This is a genomic window from Enterobacter cloacae complex sp. IR5384, assembly GCF_049237265.1.
Classification (GTDB): Bacteria; Pseudomonadota; Gammaproteobacteria; order Enterobacterales; family Enterobacteriaceae; genus Enterobacter; species Enterobacter cloacae.
Genome location: NZ_JBMKHJ010000009.1, coordinates 133,220 through 150,828, shown reverse-complemented (window position 1 = coordinate 150,828; position 17,609 = coordinate 133,220). Strand labels below are relative to the sequence as shown.

Sequence of the window (17,609 nt, the reverse complement as noted above, 5' to 3'; positions counted from 1 at the left end):
TCAGACACCGTCTGAATTTGCAGCGGGCTGGAGAAAGGGTCATTCTGAGAATGAAGATTCCGACGTTACTAACTGAGTGTTGTATCTAATCGTGGGGGCAGGTCACCTAAAAGCTGAACGGCGGTTCGTTCCCTGTGCCATTGTTGATGCACTCGACATAGTCGAGGATGTCGCAGTGCTCGAGTTCCGGGAGGGTTTACTAAAGGTGAACACCTCCATTTTCTTCGACGTGCTGGTGGTTATGCTGACCATCTGTTTAGGTTATTTCTTTTGGTATTTTTTGATCTTAGTTAATATTCAGAATAGAAGCCGATTACATACCGCTACCGGTGGAAAGCGGCTCGTTATACAGAGCATGCATGGTTGGCCCGATAGAGCGTTGTTGCATGGTATAATCGTCCATTATACAAGAAGGACTTTGCTCGGTTTAACAGTAATAATAAAAAGTTTATCAAGAATGTAATCCTTGATAAACTTTTATTGAACTGTTGAGATGAGTGATGAAGATCACGTTTAACGCTGTTGAAATTTAACTTAAATAACATTAAAAGGTTGTGCATATGAAATTGGCCGTTTTAATTGGAGTTAGCGACTATAATTCCCAGCAAAATCTTTCTGCGAGTAAAAACGATGTGAAACTCATAAAATCCATGCTAGATCTTAGTGATGAATATGAAGATATATTATATATAGATAGCGATACCAATACACGCCAAGTCAAAGGGAGGTTATCGGAATTTATTGGTAGATATTCTGGCGGCGATATTGATGAGTTGTTTTTCTATTTTAGTGGTCATGGGTTGTTTGATGGGAGTGATTTCCATTATATACTTTCTGATTTTGATTCTATAAAAATAAAGAGTACATCGCTAGAAAATAGCGAGCTCGATACAATGATCAAATCTTTAAAACCTAAACTAACTGTCAAAATAGTTGATGCATGTAATTCAGGCGTTTCATATATAAAAGATCCTGCGGCACTCACTAAACACATTGAAGACTCAAAGTTGGACTTTTCTAAGTGTTACTTTATGTTTTCATCCGAGGATGCGCAATTCTCTTTTGCTGATTCACATCTAAGTTTCTTCACTAAAGCTATTGGTGAAGCAGTTGCATATACTGCTGAGAATTCCATTCGTTATAAGGACTTAATTGATTATATTTCCGATAAATTTAGTAGGAATGAAAATCAGTCGCCAGTTTTTATAAATCAAGCTTCATTTACTGAAGTTTTTATTAAGAATATTACCCCCGAGAGTAAAAAAGTTATTGAAGGGGCACTTTCAATTATTTCAGAAAATAAAGTCGAGGTCAAAAAGCAGCCTCTTAAAGAATTAGTCATTAAAGATGCTGAACGTTACTTTACTGAGGGAAAGGCTATGGGAATTTATGAGTCCATTCCTGATTCTGTCAAGGAACAGTTTAAATTCAAAGGGGATGCTAGAGAACTTTTTGATTTGATAGTGGAGACTCATGAAAACTATGATGACGTTCCAAAATTGCCTCTCTTGGCTGAGTGGGTCGATAAAAACAATGACGATCTATTTGTAAAAGCCAAATCAGAAAGAAAGGAGCGGTCCGTAAGAAAACCCAAAAATAAAGGTTTGGCTGCAACTTTAGCTAGAATGCATACGTGGATGGATGATGACGAAGATAATTACAAATGGGTTACTGAATATTATTATTCGCCAGTTAGTATCGAATCTTCACTAGATTGCACATATAAGTTTATCACTGTGCTTGCTAAATCAAAATATCCTAATGTAAATAGCACTAAGCTGTACATATTGCCGCTTATGTCAAAAACAAGATTAGTTATTTTATCTTGCATGGCAGTTTATAAACCATCAGGATGGGATTCGGAAGTTTTGATTGATAACAACATCAAATGGACGCCTCACACAATTGAACTTATTGCTAGCGGCGATATCAAAAAACATCTTGGAATTTTGGCTAAGAATTTTGAAAGTGAGACTCTTACTCCTGTGTTAAAGAGTTTTAACTTGGTCTCTGAGCCAGATGGGAAATGATAGTTTATTTGATTGTTGTGATAAGACTCTGACAAAATCCTTTTTTGCCGCTGATCTTCGATAGCGGCATTACTTATGTTTATTCCGTAACTTGATTTGTATCGGTGTTATAACAAATATAATACTTCAAGCTAATCACTGACGTGTTCTGACCGGCGGAATCGTAAACTTTCGCGCCGGTCGTGCCCGCGTTTGGTGGGCTCCCTCGGCCGGTGAGCAGGTGTTGCTGCTGGCAATCGGCGGCGAGCTCGATATACGGCCTTTGTGCTGCCGGGCATTTTGTCTGACGTCAATCCCTCGCCGTCGGCCTCATTCTATGCGTTGCATGTGTCCTTTCATAACGTGGCGGTAATCGAATACAAGCCCACAACGACATGCTCACAGTGCTAAGCATCAAAACCGCCGCCATCACTGCGTCGTACTCTATCACGACCACCGTGCCGGTGGTGCTGGTGAAAGCCGAAACTCGTATCACGCGCGATACACACGAGGTGGTATGCACCAACAAGCTGACGACCGGTACGCTCGAAGTGCAGAAAGAAGGGAAGATGGCCGGGAACATCGAACATAACGGCGGGACACTTATCTCAAACGGCGTGCAGGTGAATGACCAGTTTGACGGCAATGTACTGCGTTTAACCTCCTGAACCACAAAATTTTTATATTCATCCCAGCAATATTTTTGTACCTCATCCGTCTACCTCATCACAAGCCATAATCAGTTACTGTAAACGAGGTCAACACCATGAGAGAGTTTGATATGCACGGCAGAGGTCACGGGCGCGGATTCGGTCGCCACCGTATGGGCAAGGGCTTAGTCATCGGCGCGGTCATTTTTATCGTGCTCGGCCTGCTGGTGATGTCCCTGTGGAACGCCTTACTCCCGGCGATCCTCGGCGTGAAAGCCATTGGCTTCTGGCAGGCGCTTGGCATTTTGATATTGAGCCGGATCCTGTTTGGTGGTCTGGGGTTCCGTCCGGGTATGTTTGGTGCGCACCGCCGGATGCACGAACGCTGGATGAACATGACGCCCGAACAGCGTGAAGCGTTCATGCAGCAGCGCCGGGAAGGATTTGGTCGCCATGGTCGCGGGCACTGTGGCTGGCACGGCCACCGTGATGACAAGCGTGAAGACAACGCGCCAAAAGCGCCGGACGCAGAGTGAGCGAGATGAAAACCGGGGAGGCGGGCGGATCCTTGCTGATGTCGGCGGTTAATGCCTGCCGCGCCCGGCTGAGAGCCTTTATTCGCGGAAGAACCCCGGTACGTGACGACGCCGACGATATTTTGCAGGAGATCACGTATCAGCTGATGAAGGTGGAACAGCCGGTCGAAAACGTTGCCGCGTGGCTGTTTCGCGCGGCGCGAAATGAGATGACCGACCGGGCGCGGAAAAAGCGTGAAGTGTCGCTCTCCGGTTATTTCAGCTTCACAGGCGAGGAGGATGACGATTTTCCGGAAGATGAGATCGCTGAAACCCTGTTCGGCGTTCCGCATACCCCGGAAGAGGAGTACCTCAAAACGCTGCTGTGGGAAGAGCTGGGGCAGGCGCTGGCTGTACTGCCCGCAGCGCAGCGCGAGGTCTTTGAGAAGACGGAGCTACAGGGCTACAGCATCAAATTGCTGGCCGGGGAAACCGGGGTTAGCGAGCAGGCATTATTATCGCGTAAGCATAAGGCCGTGTTGTTCCTGCGCACGCGATTGAGGGATGTGTATGACGCGCTGACAGGGGGATAATGTTCCCGGCAGACAAAACCTTACACTGTCGGGACTTGTAGATTCATCACTATCGTTTATGATCGGGGCGTCTTGTTATTTTGGAACGTTATGCGCAACCGTCAGCTTCTCGGTAAATGGCTTCTGATAATCACGTGTCTGGCAATGGCAATTTGCCTGGTTCAGCGTGCGGTTTATCTCAACCATTTTTTACAGGGGCTGGATCCTCAGGTGCAAACGCTCATGATGGCTGACGCCCCGGGTCAGGAGGCTGAACAGCCCGGCCCGTCGCCGTGTCAACTTGGCGCACAGTCTTTGCTTTGCGCCCAGCCGCTGTTTTTTGACGGTGCGCTACCGGCGATTATTATCTTCTTCGCTCTGCTGCAGTTGTTTACCCAACGGCGCACATTTCTCTCCAGGGAGCAGCCTGTCCAGGCACCGCCTCCCCGAATACACCTCAAAAACTGCGTTTTCCGTGAATGAAAAACATCGTCACCACACGATAATTTTCACTATTCACGGAGTAAAACATGGTTAACCTTTTCAGGGGACTTGTCCTCCTGTGGCTGTCCTGCATGGGTATTGCTCATGCGGCAGATACGGGCTGGCTGGTGTCACCGCAAAACGATCACGCCCGCATCCGCTTTCAGGCTGAGCGGGATCACGACCGCATCATCGGCCTGCTCAGCGTGGAGCTGCAGCCCGGCTGGAAAACCTACTGGCGTTCGCCGGGCGAGGGCGGCGTGGCCCCGAAAATCAGCTGGCCACAGGGCGTTAAGGATACCTGGTACTGGCCGGTTCCTTCCCGCTTTGATATCTCGGGCCTGACGACCCAGGGCTACCACGATAGCGTCACGATCCCCATCACGATCGCCGGGACGGACGCGGATGTGCTCGACGCCACGCTCACGCTCTCAACCTGCAGCAACGTCTGTCTGTTGACGGACTACAAGCTGCATCTGGATTTCCGCACGCCAGCGGATGCGGGCTTTCGTACGGCATTTGAAGACGCGATGCGTTCAGTACCCGGTTCGTCAGGCGTGTCGTCAGACTTCAGCGCCTGGTTATCAGACGGCAAGCTGATGATGACGGGCACGACGGAAGGCGAATGGGTCAATCCTGGGATCTATTTTGACCCGCTGGAGGGTGACATTCTGCCCGGCGAACCGGTGATTAAGCACACCGGAAACCGGCTTCAGGTCGCGGTTCCGGTCACCGATGAGTGGGGCGATGAACCCGCGACGCTTGCGGGGAAAACGCTGTCATTTGTCGTCACCAACGGCGATAAAGCCCAGCAAACGCAACTGACCGTAGGCGCAGCCCCCGCAGACGCGGTGCAGAGTACGCCAGCGGGAACAGTCAAAATGTTGGCCTTTGCACTGCTGGGCGGTCTGATCCTGAACCTGATGCCCTGCGTATTGCCGGTAATGGGAATGAAGCTCAGCAGCGTCCTGCAGGCGGGTACGGACACGCGGAAAATCCGGCTGCGTTTCCTGGCGACCAGTGCGGGTATTCTGACCTCCTTTATGCTGCTGGCCACGATGGTGACTATTCTGAAACTCACCGGCGCGTCGCTGGGCTGGGGCATCCAGTTCCAGAACCCGTGGTTTATTGGGCTGATGGTTGCCGTGACCTTTATCTTCGCGCTGAACCTGTTTGGTGCGTTTGAGCTGTTTCTGCCTTCCGCCGCCACCGGACGGCTCGCCACAACGGGCGGAACCGGACTGACGGGCAGCTTCTGCGAAGGCGTGTTTGCCACGCTGCTTGCCACGCCGTGTTCTGCGCCGTTCCTCGGTACGGCCGTGGCCTTTGCGCTGGGCGCACCGCTGCATTCCCTGTGGCTTATCTTCCTGATGCTCGGGGTGGGCATGAGCTTGCCGTGGCTGTTCGTGGCGCTGATCCCCAAAACCGCCTTGTTGCTGCCAAAACCTGGCCGCTGGATGAATACCCTGAAGGTGATTCTGGGCGGGATGATGCTGGCCTCCAGCCTGTGGCTGGTGACGTTGCTGAGTCTGCATCTGGGCGAGATGTTCAGCCACATCCTCATGCTGCTTCTGATTGTGGTCGCCATTGTGGTCTATGCCCTTCGCGGTCAGACATCATCGCCGCTGTTCTGGGTGGTGATAATTGCGCTGGCCGTATTCGGGGGCTATCAGCTGCGCGGGATAGTGAACGCAACGCCGGTAAACACGGCTGAGAATAGCGAACAGACGATCCCGTGGCAGCCGCTCAGTGAAGAGGCAATCAGCGATGCGCTTGCGCAAGGGAAACGTGTGTTTGTGGATATCTCGGCGGACTGGTGTGTCACCTGTAAGGTGAATGAGCATCGGGTGCTGAATCAGCCGGAGGTTATCGCCGCGCTGCGCCAGCCGGATGTGGTGGCGCTACGCGGAGACTGGAGCCAGCCATCAGAGACGATTGCGGCTTTTCTGAAATCACGTAATCGCTACGCCATCCCGTTTAACCAGGTGTATGGCCCTGGAACGCCGGAGGGCGACATCCTCTCGCCATTGCTGGACAAACGCACCCTGATGACCACCCTGAACAAAGCAAAAGGCTAACGCTGTTATGAAAAAAATCCTTATTACGTTTCTGCTGTTTTTCGCTTCGGCCCAGGTGATGGCGGCGGACCCGATCACCCCGGATCAGGAGCAACGCGCTCAGAAGCTGGTCTACGATTTTCTGTTTAACGACCCGGATTCACCGCGTATCGGTGCCAAAAATCCAACGCTGACGCTGGTGGTGTTTACGGACTACAACTGTCCATACTGCAAAAAATTCGATCCGTATCTGGAGAAGATCGTTGAGAAACATCCGCAGGTGGCCGTGGTGTTTAAGTTTCTGCCGTTCCGTTCGGAAAGCTCGCTAACCGCCGCGCGCGACGCGTTAACCGTCTGGCGTTCACACCCTGAGCAGTTTATGAAGTTCAACGAAACCCTGATGGCGAAAAAAGGGTATCACGATGACGCCAGCATTCAGGAGGCGCAAAAGCGCGCGGGCGTGAATGTTTCAACGCCGGATGATACGAGCCTGGTCACGGTAAAACGCAGCCTGATCATCGCCGAAAAACTGGGCATTCAGGGGACACCGGCCACGCTGATTGGCGAAGGGCTGTTACCCGGCTGGGTGCCTTTCGAACAGTTTGATGAAATGGTCACCGATGCACTGAAAAACCGCTAACCTGAAGGGGGCCTCAGGCCCCCGAACAAACCGGAGAGAGACATGAAAAAATTACTGTTACTTTCGCTGCTGACCGCGTCAGGGCTGGCGCAGGCTGCGGATGCTATACCTGATGTCGTGAAGACCTTTAGCGAGCAGCAGGAGATTAAGATCCTCAAGAAGATCGACGTGCCCGGTGGCGCATCCGCCTGGCTGGGACAATATCAGGACATGGGAGTGACGCTCTTTCTCACACCTGACGGAAAGCACGTTATTTCGGGTTATCTCTATGACGAGAAGGGTAAAAACCTCAGCGAGGGTATTTTCCAGAAAGAGATCTACGCCCCGATGGGACGCGAAATGTGGAAACAGCTTAACGCTGCGCACCCCCTGAAAGAGGGGGCGGATAACGCGCCACGCAAAGTGTTTGTCTTCGCCGACCCGTTCTGCCCGTACTGCAAGGCATTCTGGTCAGAAGCACAGCCGTGGGTGACGGCGGGTAAGGCGCAGCTCAATACGCTGCTGGTGGCGTTTCTGAACCCAAACAGCGGCCGTAACGCATCTGCGATCCTGAATGCAAAAGATCCGGTTACGGCGTGGAAGGAGTATGAACTGTCCGGCGGTAAAAAACTGCCTAAACCGGAAGGCACCGCCTCGCGTGAAACCGTGGCGATACTGCAAAAACACCAGGCGTTAATGGACAGTCTGGGGGCGAATGCCACACCGGCCATTTATTATCTCAATGACCAGAATGAGCTCCAGCAGGTTGTCGGTATGCCGGACGCGAAGCAGCTTGAGGCGATGTTCGGGCCGAAGCCGTAAAAAATCAGGCAGAAACGGGGCGTTTCTGCCTGACTGTACTTAGCTTCCCCAGCGTCCTTTCAGGTAGTTTACCGCCTGCTGCGTCTGCGGCTGGTTGAGGTAATCTTCGCGGAACAGGATGGTGCCATTCACGTTCGGCAGGGAGTCGTTGAGATCGAGCTGTTTTTTCAGCTCCGGCACGCCGCCCTGAACCGTCCAGTCCGGCTCATTTCTCGACGGCTCGCCCACTTTATAGAACGCAATGCCGATGTACAGACGGGTATGGGTCGGTTTCACCACCTCGGCCCACCATTTTGTCAGCACGTCATAGCGTGCCGCATCCCGGGAGAAAGGCCAGTAGATCTGCGGGGCAATGTAGTCCAGCAGCCCCTGTTGCACCCACTGACGGGTGTCCGCGTAGGATTCATCATACGCCGCCGCGCCACGGGTGTCGGATCCTGCCGGGTCAAAGGAGCGGTTACGCCAGACGCCCGCCGGGCTGACGCCAAATTCAACCTGCGGTTTTGTCTGTTTGATCGCCCGAGAGACCTGCACAATCAGCTGCTGCGTATTGTGGCGACGCCAGTCGGCTTTGGAGCTAAACCCCTGGCCGTATTGTCTGTAGGTCTGCGCATCATTCAGCGTTGAGCGGGGCGATTCGGCATAAAAGTAGTCATCAAACTGCACGCCGTCTATCGGGTAGTTCGCCACCACCTCGGTCACCACCCGGGTTATCCAGTCACGCACCTCCGGGATGCCCGGGTCGAGCACAAACCGATCGCCTGCGATGCGAACCCACTCAGGGTGCTGCACATAGACGCTGGACGGTTGTTGGTATGAGGTGCGGTTCAGCGCGGCGATGGTTGACGGTTTGGTATTGGTTGAAACGCGATAGGGGTTGAACCAGGCGTGAACTTTCATCCCACGCTTGTGGGCTTCATCGAGCATAAACTGCAGCGGATCGTAGCCCGGATACTCGCCAATATTGCCGGTAAGCATATCTGACCACGGCAGGATTTTGGACGACCAGAGCGCGGTGCTGTCCGGTTTCACCTGGAAAAACACCGTGTTAATTCCCAGGCGTTTCAGATTGTCGAGTTTGTCGATCAGCGCCTGTTTTTGCATCGCAATACGCTGGTCAGCACTGCGGCCATTCACCGACGCGACCGGCGGCCAGTCGAGACGGGAGACAGTTGCCAGCCAGATCCCACGCATCGGCTCGTTTGCCTGCTGCGTCGGTTTGCCTGGGGTCGGGAGCGGTGTGACCAGCGACTTTGGGGGTTTTGAGGAGCAACTAACAAGTAAAAGCGCGCAGCCAAGCAGCGCACCAGTCCGTTTTACATGTCGCATCATTTGCGTATTAGCTCTTGGTTATCCGACTATTGGCCCAGGGGTTAAAGGCGGGCGCCTCGCGTTCAGCGGTCCCGTTATCATTGAGGGAATCAAGATACAGGGCCTCGACCTCCGCGCGTGCCCAGGGGGTACGGCGCAGGAATTTCAGGCTCGACTTCACGCTTGGGTCATTTCTGAAACAGTTAATTTTGATTCGATCGCCCAACTCGCGCCAGCCATATCGCGCCACCAGGGCATTGACCATCATCTCCAGCGTAACGCCATGCAAAGGATCTTTGGAAATATGTGCAGTCATAGGCGTCCGGTGTCTCGATTTTCAGGGGATTGGGGTAAACGCTGAAAGGGTACAAGAAAGCAGGGGAAGCGGCAATTTTCCTTTTCCCCTCGCTCACTTTATGACGGATTCTGTTCTCTGATTATCTCCGACGGTTTTCCCGGCTTTGTTTTTGATCATGAATCTGATCAACACCGCGTCCTGACCCACGGGTGTGACCGTAAGCGCTTTTACCATTTTTCCGGAGTCTGCGGCGATCGTCATTGTCATCGTGCCCTTTGCCAGCACCTTATCGCGCTGGGTAACACGCCATATCAGACGGCATTCATTGCACGGTTTCCAGGTGTCATTGATTGCCCAAAGACGCAGGGTCGCCGCTGCGCCGGACATCCACTGCGCAGTGACCGGCTCAATGGAGGGCAGGATGGGCTGATACGCGCGTTTTAATGCGAAATACCCGGCTTTAGGTTTGCGCAAATAGTCCACCACCCCCCAGTTGATAGAGGGCCAGGTTTCTACAAACATGAAATGGAACAGTGCCGTTACCGGCTGGTATCGCTGTCTACGATAGCTCTCTGCCGCCGTGGCCACCAGTTGTGACTGATAGGCCTGCGTATTGTGGATCATCTGTTTAATGTTATTGCCGCGCGCGATGCCGGCAAACTTAAAGGTCTGGAACGGCTGAAAATTATGGTATTTCCAGAGCGTCCAGCCGGGGTCGTCGGCGGCGGTCGTTTTAGGCCACAGATGTGATGCCGGGATAATGGTTTTTAGCGTGGACAGGCGGGGAAGGGCCTGTGCACCGAACTCGGTAATGATACCCGTTTTGGCCGGGGCAAGCAGATCGCGTACGGTACCGAAATACCATCCCGCCCAGTAATGCTCCTCCACGGCGGAAAAACGATGCACAATGCGGGAGGTATCTTCGGCAAGCGTATCCGCGACTTTTTGCGTGAGGTCGCGATTAAGGTTTTTGTTCCAGTCCGGGAAGCGTTTTTCCATCCGGGGTGAATTCCAGGGCGGTTCGTTATGACCGCCCCAGACGATGATGGCGGGAGAATTACCGAACTGTTCGATCATCTCGCGAGTCTGGCGAACCGCATTTTTCGTAAAGGCCTCGCTGTTGTCGTAGCCCCACTGCAGCGGAACATCCTGCCAGATTAGCATTCCCATCTCATCGGCAACCTCATAAAGCGCGCGACCCGCCACGTGTCCGTGTACGCGTATGGCGTTGGCGTTCATGGCCTTAACCAGACGAAGATCGCGACGGTATTTCTCGCGCGTAATGGTGCTGAGCCACGGGGAGCCGATGTAATTGCTGCCCTTAATAAACAGGCGTTTATCGTTAATAAGCCAGCCTGTGTTACCCGGCTGTTCTACTATCTTGCGCAGTCCGGTGCGGGTGACAGCCGTATCCATTAACCCGGTTTTATCGCGTAATGAGGCGCGAACCGTATACAGGTGTGGCTTCCCTGTGCCGACCGGCCACCAGAGTTTTGCCCCCGTCATGGGCAGCGTAACCTGCACGGAATGGGCGTTGCTTTTGAGGGTGACCGGAAAGTCAGCCTCAAAGCGTTTACCGTTGAAGTTGGCGGGGGTTGCGGTAAGCCGCACGGTAGCGCGTTCCGACTGGAGGGCGCGATAGCGTATCTCAGCCTTTAACGCCGGATGCGTCAGTCCCTGCGTCCAGTCGGGGCGCAGAATAATGTCATCAATGGTGGCTCCCCGGCTAAGATGCAGTCTGACCGGTGCCCAGATGCCGCCAGAGTTCGCATCCTGACCTTCAGGTGACCACGCCCCGCCTGGACGAGTGTCATGCTGATTAAGAATCCCCTTCATGGCGGTTTTATGCAGAGGCCAGACCGTCTGCGGATCTTCGAAGGGGCTATCAACCCTAATTATAAGCTGGTTGTGACGTTGTAACGCGCCGGTGGCATCCAGCGAAAAGCGCTGGAAATAACCCTCATGCTGGCCCAGTGACTGGCCGTTTAATGTGACATCGGCCAGGTAGTCGACACCGTCAAACACCAGGGTGGTCATGATATCGGGCGGTTGAGCGGGGAGGGTAAAAGCGTGGCGATACCACAACGCCCCCTGATGATCGTACCCGGCGCTATACCAGTTGGCAGGTACGTTCAGTTTACGCCAGCCTGCCCCGGCAGGCCGGGGGTTATCGTTGGCGTCCTGAACCTGCCATACACCCGCAAGAGACCAGCTTATCGGTACTGAAGTTGCCATCACCGAGGGGGTCAACAATGCAAAAAGCAGCGTGCAGTTACGAATCATGAATAACATTTACCCCATGATTGGCGAGCCAGGCCATCAGGCGCCGTGATTCCTTATGAAGTTTGGCATTCAGCATCGCAAGCTGTTGCGTCTCCAGCGTATGCGCTTCGCTCTCCAGCACCTGCAGTTGCTGTGCGAGACCCCGGAAGTCCAGCGTGACGGCTTCGCCGCGCAGTTTATGGGCCGCACGGCGCAGCGTTTCACGGTCATCGCGGTCGATAGCCCGGGAGATGGCTTTCACGGCCCCATCCAGTTCTTCACCAAACAGGGTCAGAAGTTCCTGGACCAGGGCGGGATCGTCAGCGCACTGGTTCAGCAGGCGAGCTTCATCGGGAAAGTCCAGTGAATCTTCGCGCTGAAGAACGCGGGCAATCTCTTCAGCAAGACGTTCCTGGCTGATGGGTTTGGCAATATAGCCATCGAATCCCATATTGAGACAACGCTCTTTATCCCCCTGCATAGCGTGTGCGGTCATGGCGACGGTTGGCTGAGCAGGGCCGGGTAGGGTCTGTTCCTCTTCCCGAAGCCGTCGAATGGCGGTTTCACCGTCCATTTCGGGCATCTGAAGGTCGATCAACAAAACGTCCCATTCTCCCGAACGCCAGCGTTCAAGCAGAGTGAGTCCATTGTCGACGATCTGACAGCTATGGCCGAGGCGTTCAAGCAGCCGTGCTGCCACCTTCTGATTGACCAGATTATCTTCAGCCAGCAGGATGCGTAGCCCCTTACGACCCGATGACGCGACTAGCACGGGGAGGGCTTCACTCATTAGCTTCGGCAACCGCTCAAAGGCTGCGGCAATGGCCTGATGCAACTCGTCCTGCGCGATGGGTTTATGCAGATAGTGTTTGATACCAATCCGTTTCAGCATATTGCTGTCAAAATGTCGGCTCATGGAGCTCAGCATGATGATATGACTCTCCGCCGTCTGCGGCAGAACTGAAAGCTCCAGCGCCAGAGAAACTCCGTCCATTTCAGGCATTTGCGCGTCCAGCAGTATTAACGGCCAGGCGGGCCCCGCTTTAACCCGATGTATCGCCTCGCTGGCTTTATTGACGCAGGTGGGTTTCAGCCCCATCTGGCTGAGCATTGCGGCCAACAATCGCAGATTCGTTTGGTTATCATCGACCACAAGCACCGGCTCCCCGCTAAACCGTTTGCTGTACGGCCGTTCTTCCGGGGCCAGAGGCTGCGTCGCCAGCGGTAGCACGAATGTAAACTCGCTGCCTTTACCCGGTTCGCTGGTCACGGTTAACTTACCCCCCATCGCCGCAACCAGCCGCGCAGAGATAGTCAATCCAAGCCCCGTACCTCCATAGCGACGAGTTGTTGAATTGTCCGCCTGGCTGAAGGCTTCGAAAATGGCATTCTGTTTATCCGCCGGTATACCAATACCGCTGTCACGTACCCGAAAACGCCAGCGATGCTCGCCATCTTCCGGCTCAATAATCAGCATGACTTCCCCCTGGTGGGTAAATTTGAGCGCATTTCCCAGCAGATTGGTGAGGATCTGACGTAGCCGTGCGCCATCCACCAGCAGTACGTCGGGAACGTCAGGCGCTATATCAACCAGAAGCTCAATCCCTTTTTCACTGGCACCCGGCATGTGCGGACGAATAAGCGACTGAATAAAGGGGCGCACGGAAACCGGCTCTGTCTCCAGTTCCACTTTGCCGGCTTCGATACGCGAGAAATCAAGAATGTCGTTAATGATGTGCAGCAAAGACTGGGCAGAACTCATCACCAGCGTAAGGTAATCACGCTGATCGGCGTCAAGAGGGGTATCAAGGCACAGTTGCGTCATGCCAATAATGCCGTTCATAGGCGTGCGAATTTCATGACTCATATTGGCTAAAAATGCACTTTTCGCCTCATTCGCCTTTCTGGCCTCCCGGGCGGCATTGATCGCCAGTATTTCGGCCTCTTTACGCCGGGTAATATCCTGTAGTGTACCAATGACCCGCTCAGCGTTGCCCCCGATGGAGAGCGTCACCACCTGGCCGGACAACAGCATCCAGCGTAACCCTTCTGTGGGGTGATGAACGCGGATTTCACATTCGAAGACCGGACGGTGGTCCTGTTTTGAGGCCTGCAGTGCCTTGCGCAGCGCAGCGCGATCGTCCTCATGAACCTGATTGAGCAAAAAACGCACCGGATAATGCCACCGCATGCGTGACTGACCGAGCATGGACAGCAGCGTGTCGTTCACCTGTAAAGTGTCACCAGAAACCTGCCAGTCCCAAATTCCGATATGAATGGATTCCGCCGTCAGCAGAAAATCGTCATGTAGCCGGTGGCGCGACCGCTGCGCTTCGTCAAGCTCCGTGATATCACTATGCAGACTGACGATACTGCCGTCCGCAAGCCGCTGATGTTGAACAAAAATGCGTCGTTGACCAGCCTGTCTGACTTCACAATGTTTATCCTGCCGACAGTTGCGAACGATGGATTCACGCAGCGTTTGACGAAGGCCTGGATCGACGTTGTAAACAGCGTCAATGAAACGTTCTGCCAACTCTTCAAGAGGCGTACCTGCTTTCAGCCACGGAGTGATGACCGGATAAAACAGGGCAACGCTGTGATTCCAGGCCACCAGGTGTTCATTGCGGTCATAAATCATGACCGCAGCCGGGAGCGCGTTAAGATCATAGTTAAATGAAGGCATTGTCATGCTCCTTACGCCCGGTAATGCAGTTCTGCCTGTCGGCGCAGGTATTCCAGCCCGGGCGCAATTGCCATCGCCCATGCCGTCAGGATCTCATCGTCGCATTGCGGATCGCGCAGGCTCACCGTGTTGAGCATCGCTTCCCGCCAGAGGGCAAAAAAACGCGGCGGAAGGTGCAAGCCGTCATCGCTTTGCTCCCGCGCCAGGCGCTCAAGAAAATCCGGCACAATCAGGGCGCCATCTACCGCCAGCATGGCGAAGAAACTTTTAAACAGGGTTTGCTGGCCTTCCTGATCCGGCAGACGGGCAAAATGTGCTTCCGTCTCAGGTGACATATGCACGAAAGCGTCGTAGAACGTCTCGAAAAACGCCGTTTTTTCATTATCCGGGAAGACGCGGTTCAGGCTGGATTCAAACAGATCGCGGTAGAATTTCACGGCGTCCTCCTTATGGCGTTTTCACCCGGCAGACAACGTCCCGGGGGGGCATATTCATCTGCCAGACGGTGGGTAAAGTAGCTCTCTTTCCTTGACTGGCGGGTATCAAAGAGAGGCCCGGCGTTATGCTTAAAGAAAAGGGCTTCCAGCACCATGGCATTGGTGGAGAGGGTGAGGGCAGCATTGGTATCGCCCGTGGCTTCAAGGCGGCCTTCATACCAACCTCTTTGCGGATCGTTAAGGTGTTTTGTGACTGACATCAGCTCGTCGGTGTAAGGGGTATCCCACAAGGCCCACAGCGTAAAGACCGCTTTGGTCGACACCTGCGCGAACCGGGTGTAGTCCCGGCCATCATCGCCTATTGAGTTCCAGGCATAACCATTTCCCCAGACGGTATCCTGTATATGCCAGGGGGCCTGTGAGAGCGCGAAATCAGCACGCGCTGTCAGGATTTTATCGATCTCCCAGCGGGTCTTCTGGCTCAGCCAGACGTTTTCTGCTTGCTTACGCAGACGCTTTTGTCGTTCGGCCGTCACGCCATCGGGTTCCCAGCCAAACTCCAGACCTGGCAGCATGTAGGGAAGAGTGGTAATCAGGGAGGGCTGCCACGTGGTGCGCGGATCGCGGGCATCCACGGCCAGCCGCCGCTGCGCGATGATGACGTGATGTACCGGCGGCGTAAACGCCTTCTCCGCTGAAAATCCCCACAGATGAAACGCCGTCGCGGCATATTCGCTTTCGCCCAGACGCAGCTCCTCACGCACCACCGGCTGGCCATTCTGCAGGGAAGATGACCACAGTTCGCCCTCGTTATCGATGACCGGACAGAAATTCCACCGCAGAATGATTTTGTCCAGATACTCACCATATTGCGGCTCACGCTCTGCAGTGAGGCGCAGAGCGAGCATCAGGCGAGCCATGTCCCGGGCAGACCAACCCTGTCTGACCGGGTTGCCGCTAAAATCGATAAGCGTTGCTGTCTGGCTGGAATAGAGCCGCCCTGGTGTACGGGTATCGGTCAGCATCAGACGGTTGAGTGTCCCCATCAGTCGGGTTAAGCGGGCGTCATACTCGGCATCCTGAATCAACCCCAGCTCTTTTGCTGAGAGCAGCGCGATAAGTGTATCGCCCATTTGCCAGAGCGTGACGCGCGGCTGTTTGTCGCTTCCGTTGACCAGCCCAGTTTGTGGCTGGGTATTGTTGACGAAATAGCGCCAGGCAATTGCCGCCCATTTCTGCTCTTCCGGCGTCAGGGTGGCGAGGCGAGCAGTGGAGTGCCAGCCACCGTTTATCAGCCAGCGCCAGCCAGCCCCCTGATGGCCAAACAGGGCAAAAACCACTACGCCTGCGAGGAGTAATCCCGCGAGCCCTCTGGCTAAGGTTTTAAGCATTGCGCAGTCACCGGAGGCAGTTTAACAGGCTCGTCCGCGCTGCAGGATGCGCACTGACAAGCCTGACAGGCGGGTTTGGTGCGCAGCGTGACGCCGGTCCGGTCGCACCAGCTTTTTACTGCCGGTGTGCTGGTAAGGAACGGTCGGCTACGCAGCGCGTTGTTCTCTTCAAACTGATCCAGCAGCTTTTGATCCCACAGTGACGGGGCAAAATCCTTGCTCTTCGGGTTGTCGGTGTTGAAGGCCAGCAGTTTTCCCTCTTTTTTGAATAACAACGCCTCCAGCATGATGCCGTTATTGTTCGCGGTGAACTCCTTGATCGGCCCGTCACCATTTTCATACAGGCCTTCGTAGTAGCCTTTTCCCTCTTCGTTTGCATTCTCAATGGTATTCAGCAGGCGGTCCGTGTAGGGCGAGTTCCACAGTACCCACATCCCCAGCGCCGCTTTCAGTGAAATCGCGGCAGCGCCAGGGACGAACTGGCCTTTATCGGTGATGGTGTTCCAGTTAAAACCATCGCTGAATACGGTGTCATAGACGAAATATGGGGGTTTATCGAGCTGGTGTTCAGAGCGGGCAGTGAGGACGCCGGTGATGGTATAGCGGTTCTCCTGTGCCTGATAAACGCGGTCGGCAAAGTTCTTCATCCATGTCAGGGAGTAGTCGCGGGGCGCGTTATCCCGGTCGGTCGGTTTATCGAAGCCGAACTCCAGCCCGTAAAGCAGGTAAGACTCCGTCACAACATAGTTATGTTGAGATGTGTTACGCGGGTCGCGTGTATCATAGGGAACGAGTACGCAGTAAATTTCGGCCAGCTCATAAGGCTGCGGGCGACTGGCTTTACAGGTATTAAAACCCCACAGCTGGAAACCCGCCGCGCCGTACTCTTCATAGCCCAGTCGACCTTCCTGAACATATTTGGGCTGGCCATTTTCCAGATAGGCACCATACAGGGTACCGCAGGGATCAATCACATGGCTGAAATCCCATCCCAGTACCACGTTATCTATGCTGTTGCCATATTCCGGGTAACGCTCTTTGATAATTTTCAGCCAGACCAGCATCCGTCCGATATCCAGGGCCGAGAAGCCAATTTCACCGGGCTTGTTGGTATAGTCCACTTTCTGGCCGCTGATGGTGTTATACGCTTTGTTTGGCAGCTCGTTGCGGAACAGCACCAGCGTGTTTAGCGTGGCGAGAAACTTCAGCATTCTGCGATCGAATTCTGCTTTATCAATGATCCCCAGTTCACGCGCCGCCGTCATGGCAGCCAGATAGGATGCGCTGTCCCACATCGTGGTAGAGGGATATTTATTGACCGCATTCACCAGGCCCGTCGTGGGCTGATAATTCGCCACAAAATACTGCCAGGCATTTTTCGCAATGGTCATCTCTCTGACCGTCAGCTCTCCACTGCGCGGGACGTAATTCGATGCTGGCAGCCCGGTTTCCGCACGCACGGTCGATAATGCCAGCCAGCAGATCATTATTCCCGTC

At 53.9% G+C, this 17,609-nt stretch carries 14 protein-coding genes and 2 pseudogenes; 8 read left to right on the top strand and 8 right to left on the bottom strand.

What is annotated here, in order from left to right:
- Positions 1 to 109: 109 nt before the first annotated feature.
- Positions 110 to 252 (bottom strand): annotated as a pseudogene (locus ACOTX3_RS10555) (Presumed portal vertex protein); the annotation flags it as partial.
- Positions 253 to 560: 308 nt separating this feature from the next.
- Between ACOTX3_RS10555 and ACOTX3_RS10550 the strand changes: the two are divergent.
- From ACOTX3_RS10550 to dsbG, 8 genes and pseudogenes are all read left to right on the top strand, one after another.
- Positions 561 to 2,030: a caspase family protein gene (locus ACOTX3_RS10550; protein ID WP_058679068.1), complete on the top strand. Its 1,470-nt coding sequence runs from the start codon at positions 561 to 563 to the stop codon at positions 2,028 to 2,030.
- 148 nt (positions 2,031 to 2,178) lie between these two features.
- Positions 2,179 to 2,677: pseudogene (locus tag ACOTX3_RS10545) on the top strand (phage baseplate assembly protein V).
- A gap of 98 nt (positions 2,678 to 2,775) precedes the next feature.
- On the top strand, positions 2,776 to 3,195 hold the full coding sequence (locus ACOTX3_RS10540; RefSeq protein ID WP_013096556.1) for a hypothetical protein: 420 nt from the start codon (positions 2,776 to 2,778) through the stop codon (positions 3,193 to 3,195).
- A 5-nt stretch (positions 3,196 to 3,200) separates the two neighbouring features.
- Positions 3,201 to 3,767, top strand: a complete 567-nt coding sequence (locus tag ACOTX3_RS10535; RefSeq protein ID WP_127869163.1) for an RNA polymerase sigma factor — start codon at positions 3,201 to 3,203, stop codon at positions 3,765 to 3,767.
- Between the two features lie 90 nt (positions 3,768 to 3,857).
- Complete coding sequence (locus tag ACOTX3_RS10530) at positions 3,858 to 4,229, top strand: hypothetical protein (RefSeq protein WP_013096558.1); 372 nt, start codon at positions 3,858 to 3,860, stop codon at positions 4,227 to 4,229.
- A gap of 47 nt (positions 4,230 to 4,276) precedes the next feature.
- Positions 4,277 to 6,307: a protein-disulfide reductase DsbD family protein gene (locus ACOTX3_RS10525; protein ID WP_127869162.1), complete on the top strand. Its 2,031-nt coding sequence runs from the start codon at positions 4,277 to 4,279 to the stop codon at positions 6,305 to 6,307.
- A gap of 7 nt (positions 6,308 to 6,314) precedes the next feature.
- Entirely contained in the window at positions 6,315 to 6,926 is a 612-nt protein-coding gene (locus ACOTX3_RS10520) for a DsbA family protein (RefSeq protein WP_058661301.1), read from the top strand.
- A gap of 42 nt (positions 6,927 to 6,968) precedes the next feature.
- Positions 6,969 to 7,727, top strand: coding sequence for a thiol:disulfide interchange protein DsbG (dsbG, locus tag ACOTX3_RS10515; protein WP_058661303.1), 759 nt, complete (start codon positions 6,969 to 6,971; stop codon positions 7,725 to 7,727).
- Between the two features lie 39 nt (positions 7,728 to 7,766).
- Here the strand turns inward: dsbG and ACOTX3_RS10510 are convergent, their stop codons facing one another.
- The 7 genes from ACOTX3_RS10510 to ACOTX3_RS10480 all read right to left on the bottom strand — a co-directional run bounded on the left by ACOTX3_RS10510 (position 7,767) and on the right by ACOTX3_RS10480 (position 17,599).
- Complete coding sequence (locus tag ACOTX3_RS10510) at positions 7,767 to 9,059, bottom strand: glycoside hydrolase family 10 protein (RefSeq protein WP_058661305.1); 1,293 nt, start codon at positions 9,057 to 9,059, stop codon at positions 7,767 to 7,769.
- A 7-nt stretch (positions 9,060 to 9,066) separates the two neighbouring features.
- Positions 9,067 to 9,354 (bottom strand): VF530 family DNA-binding protein, encoded by a 288-nt coding sequence (locus ACOTX3_RS10505; RefSeq protein ID WP_023619621.1) that lies wholly within the window; start codon positions 9,352 to 9,354, stop codon positions 9,067 to 9,069.
- A gap of 93 nt (positions 9,355 to 9,447) precedes the next feature.
- Positions 9,448 to 11,619, bottom strand: coding sequence for a glycoside hydrolase family 2 protein (locus ACOTX3_RS10500; RefSeq protein WP_058679069.1), 2,172 nt, complete (start codon positions 11,617 to 11,619; stop codon positions 9,448 to 9,450).
- A complete protein-coding gene (locus ACOTX3_RS10495; protein ID WP_058679070.1) occupies positions 11,609 to 14,284 on the bottom strand; it encodes a response regulator in 2,676 nt (891 codons plus the stop codon). The genes ACOTX3_RS10500 and ACOTX3_RS10495 overlap by 11 nt, the downstream gene beginning before the upstream one ends.
- Positions 14,285 to 14,295: 11 nt before the next feature.
- The gene (locus ACOTX3_RS10490) at positions 14,296 to 14,721 is read right to left on the bottom strand and encodes a hypothetical protein (protein WP_045294136.1); all 426 of its coding nucleotides are present in this window, start codon (positions 14,719 to 14,721) and stop codon (positions 14,296 to 14,298) included.
- Positions 14,718 to 16,112: a DUF3131 domain-containing protein gene (locus tag ACOTX3_RS10485; RefSeq protein ID WP_058679071.1), complete on the bottom strand. Its 1,395-nt coding sequence runs from the start codon at positions 16,110 to 16,112 to the stop codon at positions 14,718 to 14,720. The genes ACOTX3_RS10490 and ACOTX3_RS10485 overlap by 4 nt, the downstream gene beginning before the upstream one ends.
- Entirely contained in the window at positions 16,097 to 17,599 is a 1,503-nt protein-coding gene (locus ACOTX3_RS10480; RefSeq protein ID WP_250116823.1) for a DUF3131 domain-containing protein, read from the bottom strand. Before ACOTX3_RS10480 ends, ACOTX3_RS10485 begins: the two co-directional genes overlap by 16 nt.
- Between the last annotated feature and the right edge of the window lie 10 nt (positions 17,600 to 17,609).

Bases quoted from the DNA above. Each gene is read 5' to 3' on its own strand.
- ACOTX3_RS10550 (WP_058679068.1), top strand. From the start codon at position 561: ATGAAATTGGCCGTTTTAATTGGAGTTAGCGACTATAATTCCCAGCAA.
- ACOTX3_RS10540 (WP_013096556.1), top strand. From the start codon at position 2,776: ATGAGAGAGTTTGATATGCACGGCAGAGGTCACGGGCGCGGATTCGGT.
- ACOTX3_RS10535 (WP_127869163.1), top strand. From the start codon at position 3,201: ATGAAAACCGGGGAGGCGGGCGGATCCTTGCTGATGTCGGCGGTTAAT.
- ACOTX3_RS10530 (WP_013096558.1), top strand. From the start codon at position 3,858: ATGCGCAACCGTCAGCTTCTCGGTAAATGGCTTCTGATAATCACGTGT.
- ACOTX3_RS10525 (WP_127869162.1), top strand. From the start codon at position 4,277: ATGGTTAACCTTTTCAGGGGACTTGTCCTCCTGTGGCTGTCCTGCATG.
- ACOTX3_RS10520 (WP_058661301.1), top strand. From the start codon at position 6,315: ATGAAAAAAATCCTTATTACGTTTCTGCTGTTTTTCGCTTCGGCCCAG.
- dsbG (WP_058661303.1), top strand. From the start codon at position 6,969: ATGAAAAAATTACTGTTACTTTCGCTGCTGACCGCGTCAGGGCTGGCG.
- ACOTX3_RS10510 (WP_058661305.1), bottom strand. From the start codon at position 9,059: ATGATGCGACATGTAAAACGGACTGGTGCGCTGCTTGGCTGCGCGCTT.
- ACOTX3_RS10505 (WP_023619621.1), bottom strand. From the start codon at position 9,354: ATGACTGCACATATTTCCAAAGATCCTTTGCATGGCGTTACGCTGGAG.
- ACOTX3_RS10500 (WP_058679069.1), bottom strand. From the start codon at position 11,619: ATGATTCGTAACTGCACGCTGCTTTTTGCATTGTTGACCCCCTCGGTG.
- ACOTX3_RS10495 (WP_058679070.1), bottom strand. From the start codon at position 14,284: ATGCCTTCATTTAACTATGATCTTAACGCGCTCCCGGCTGCGGTCATG.
- ACOTX3_RS10485 (WP_058679071.1), bottom strand. From the start codon at position 16,112: ATGCTTAAAACCTTAGCCAGAGGGCTCGCGGGATTACTCCTCGCAGGC.
- ACOTX3_RS10480 (WP_250116823.1), bottom strand. From the start codon at position 17,599: ATGATCTGCTGGCTGGCATTATCGACCGTGCGTGCGGAAACCGGGCTG.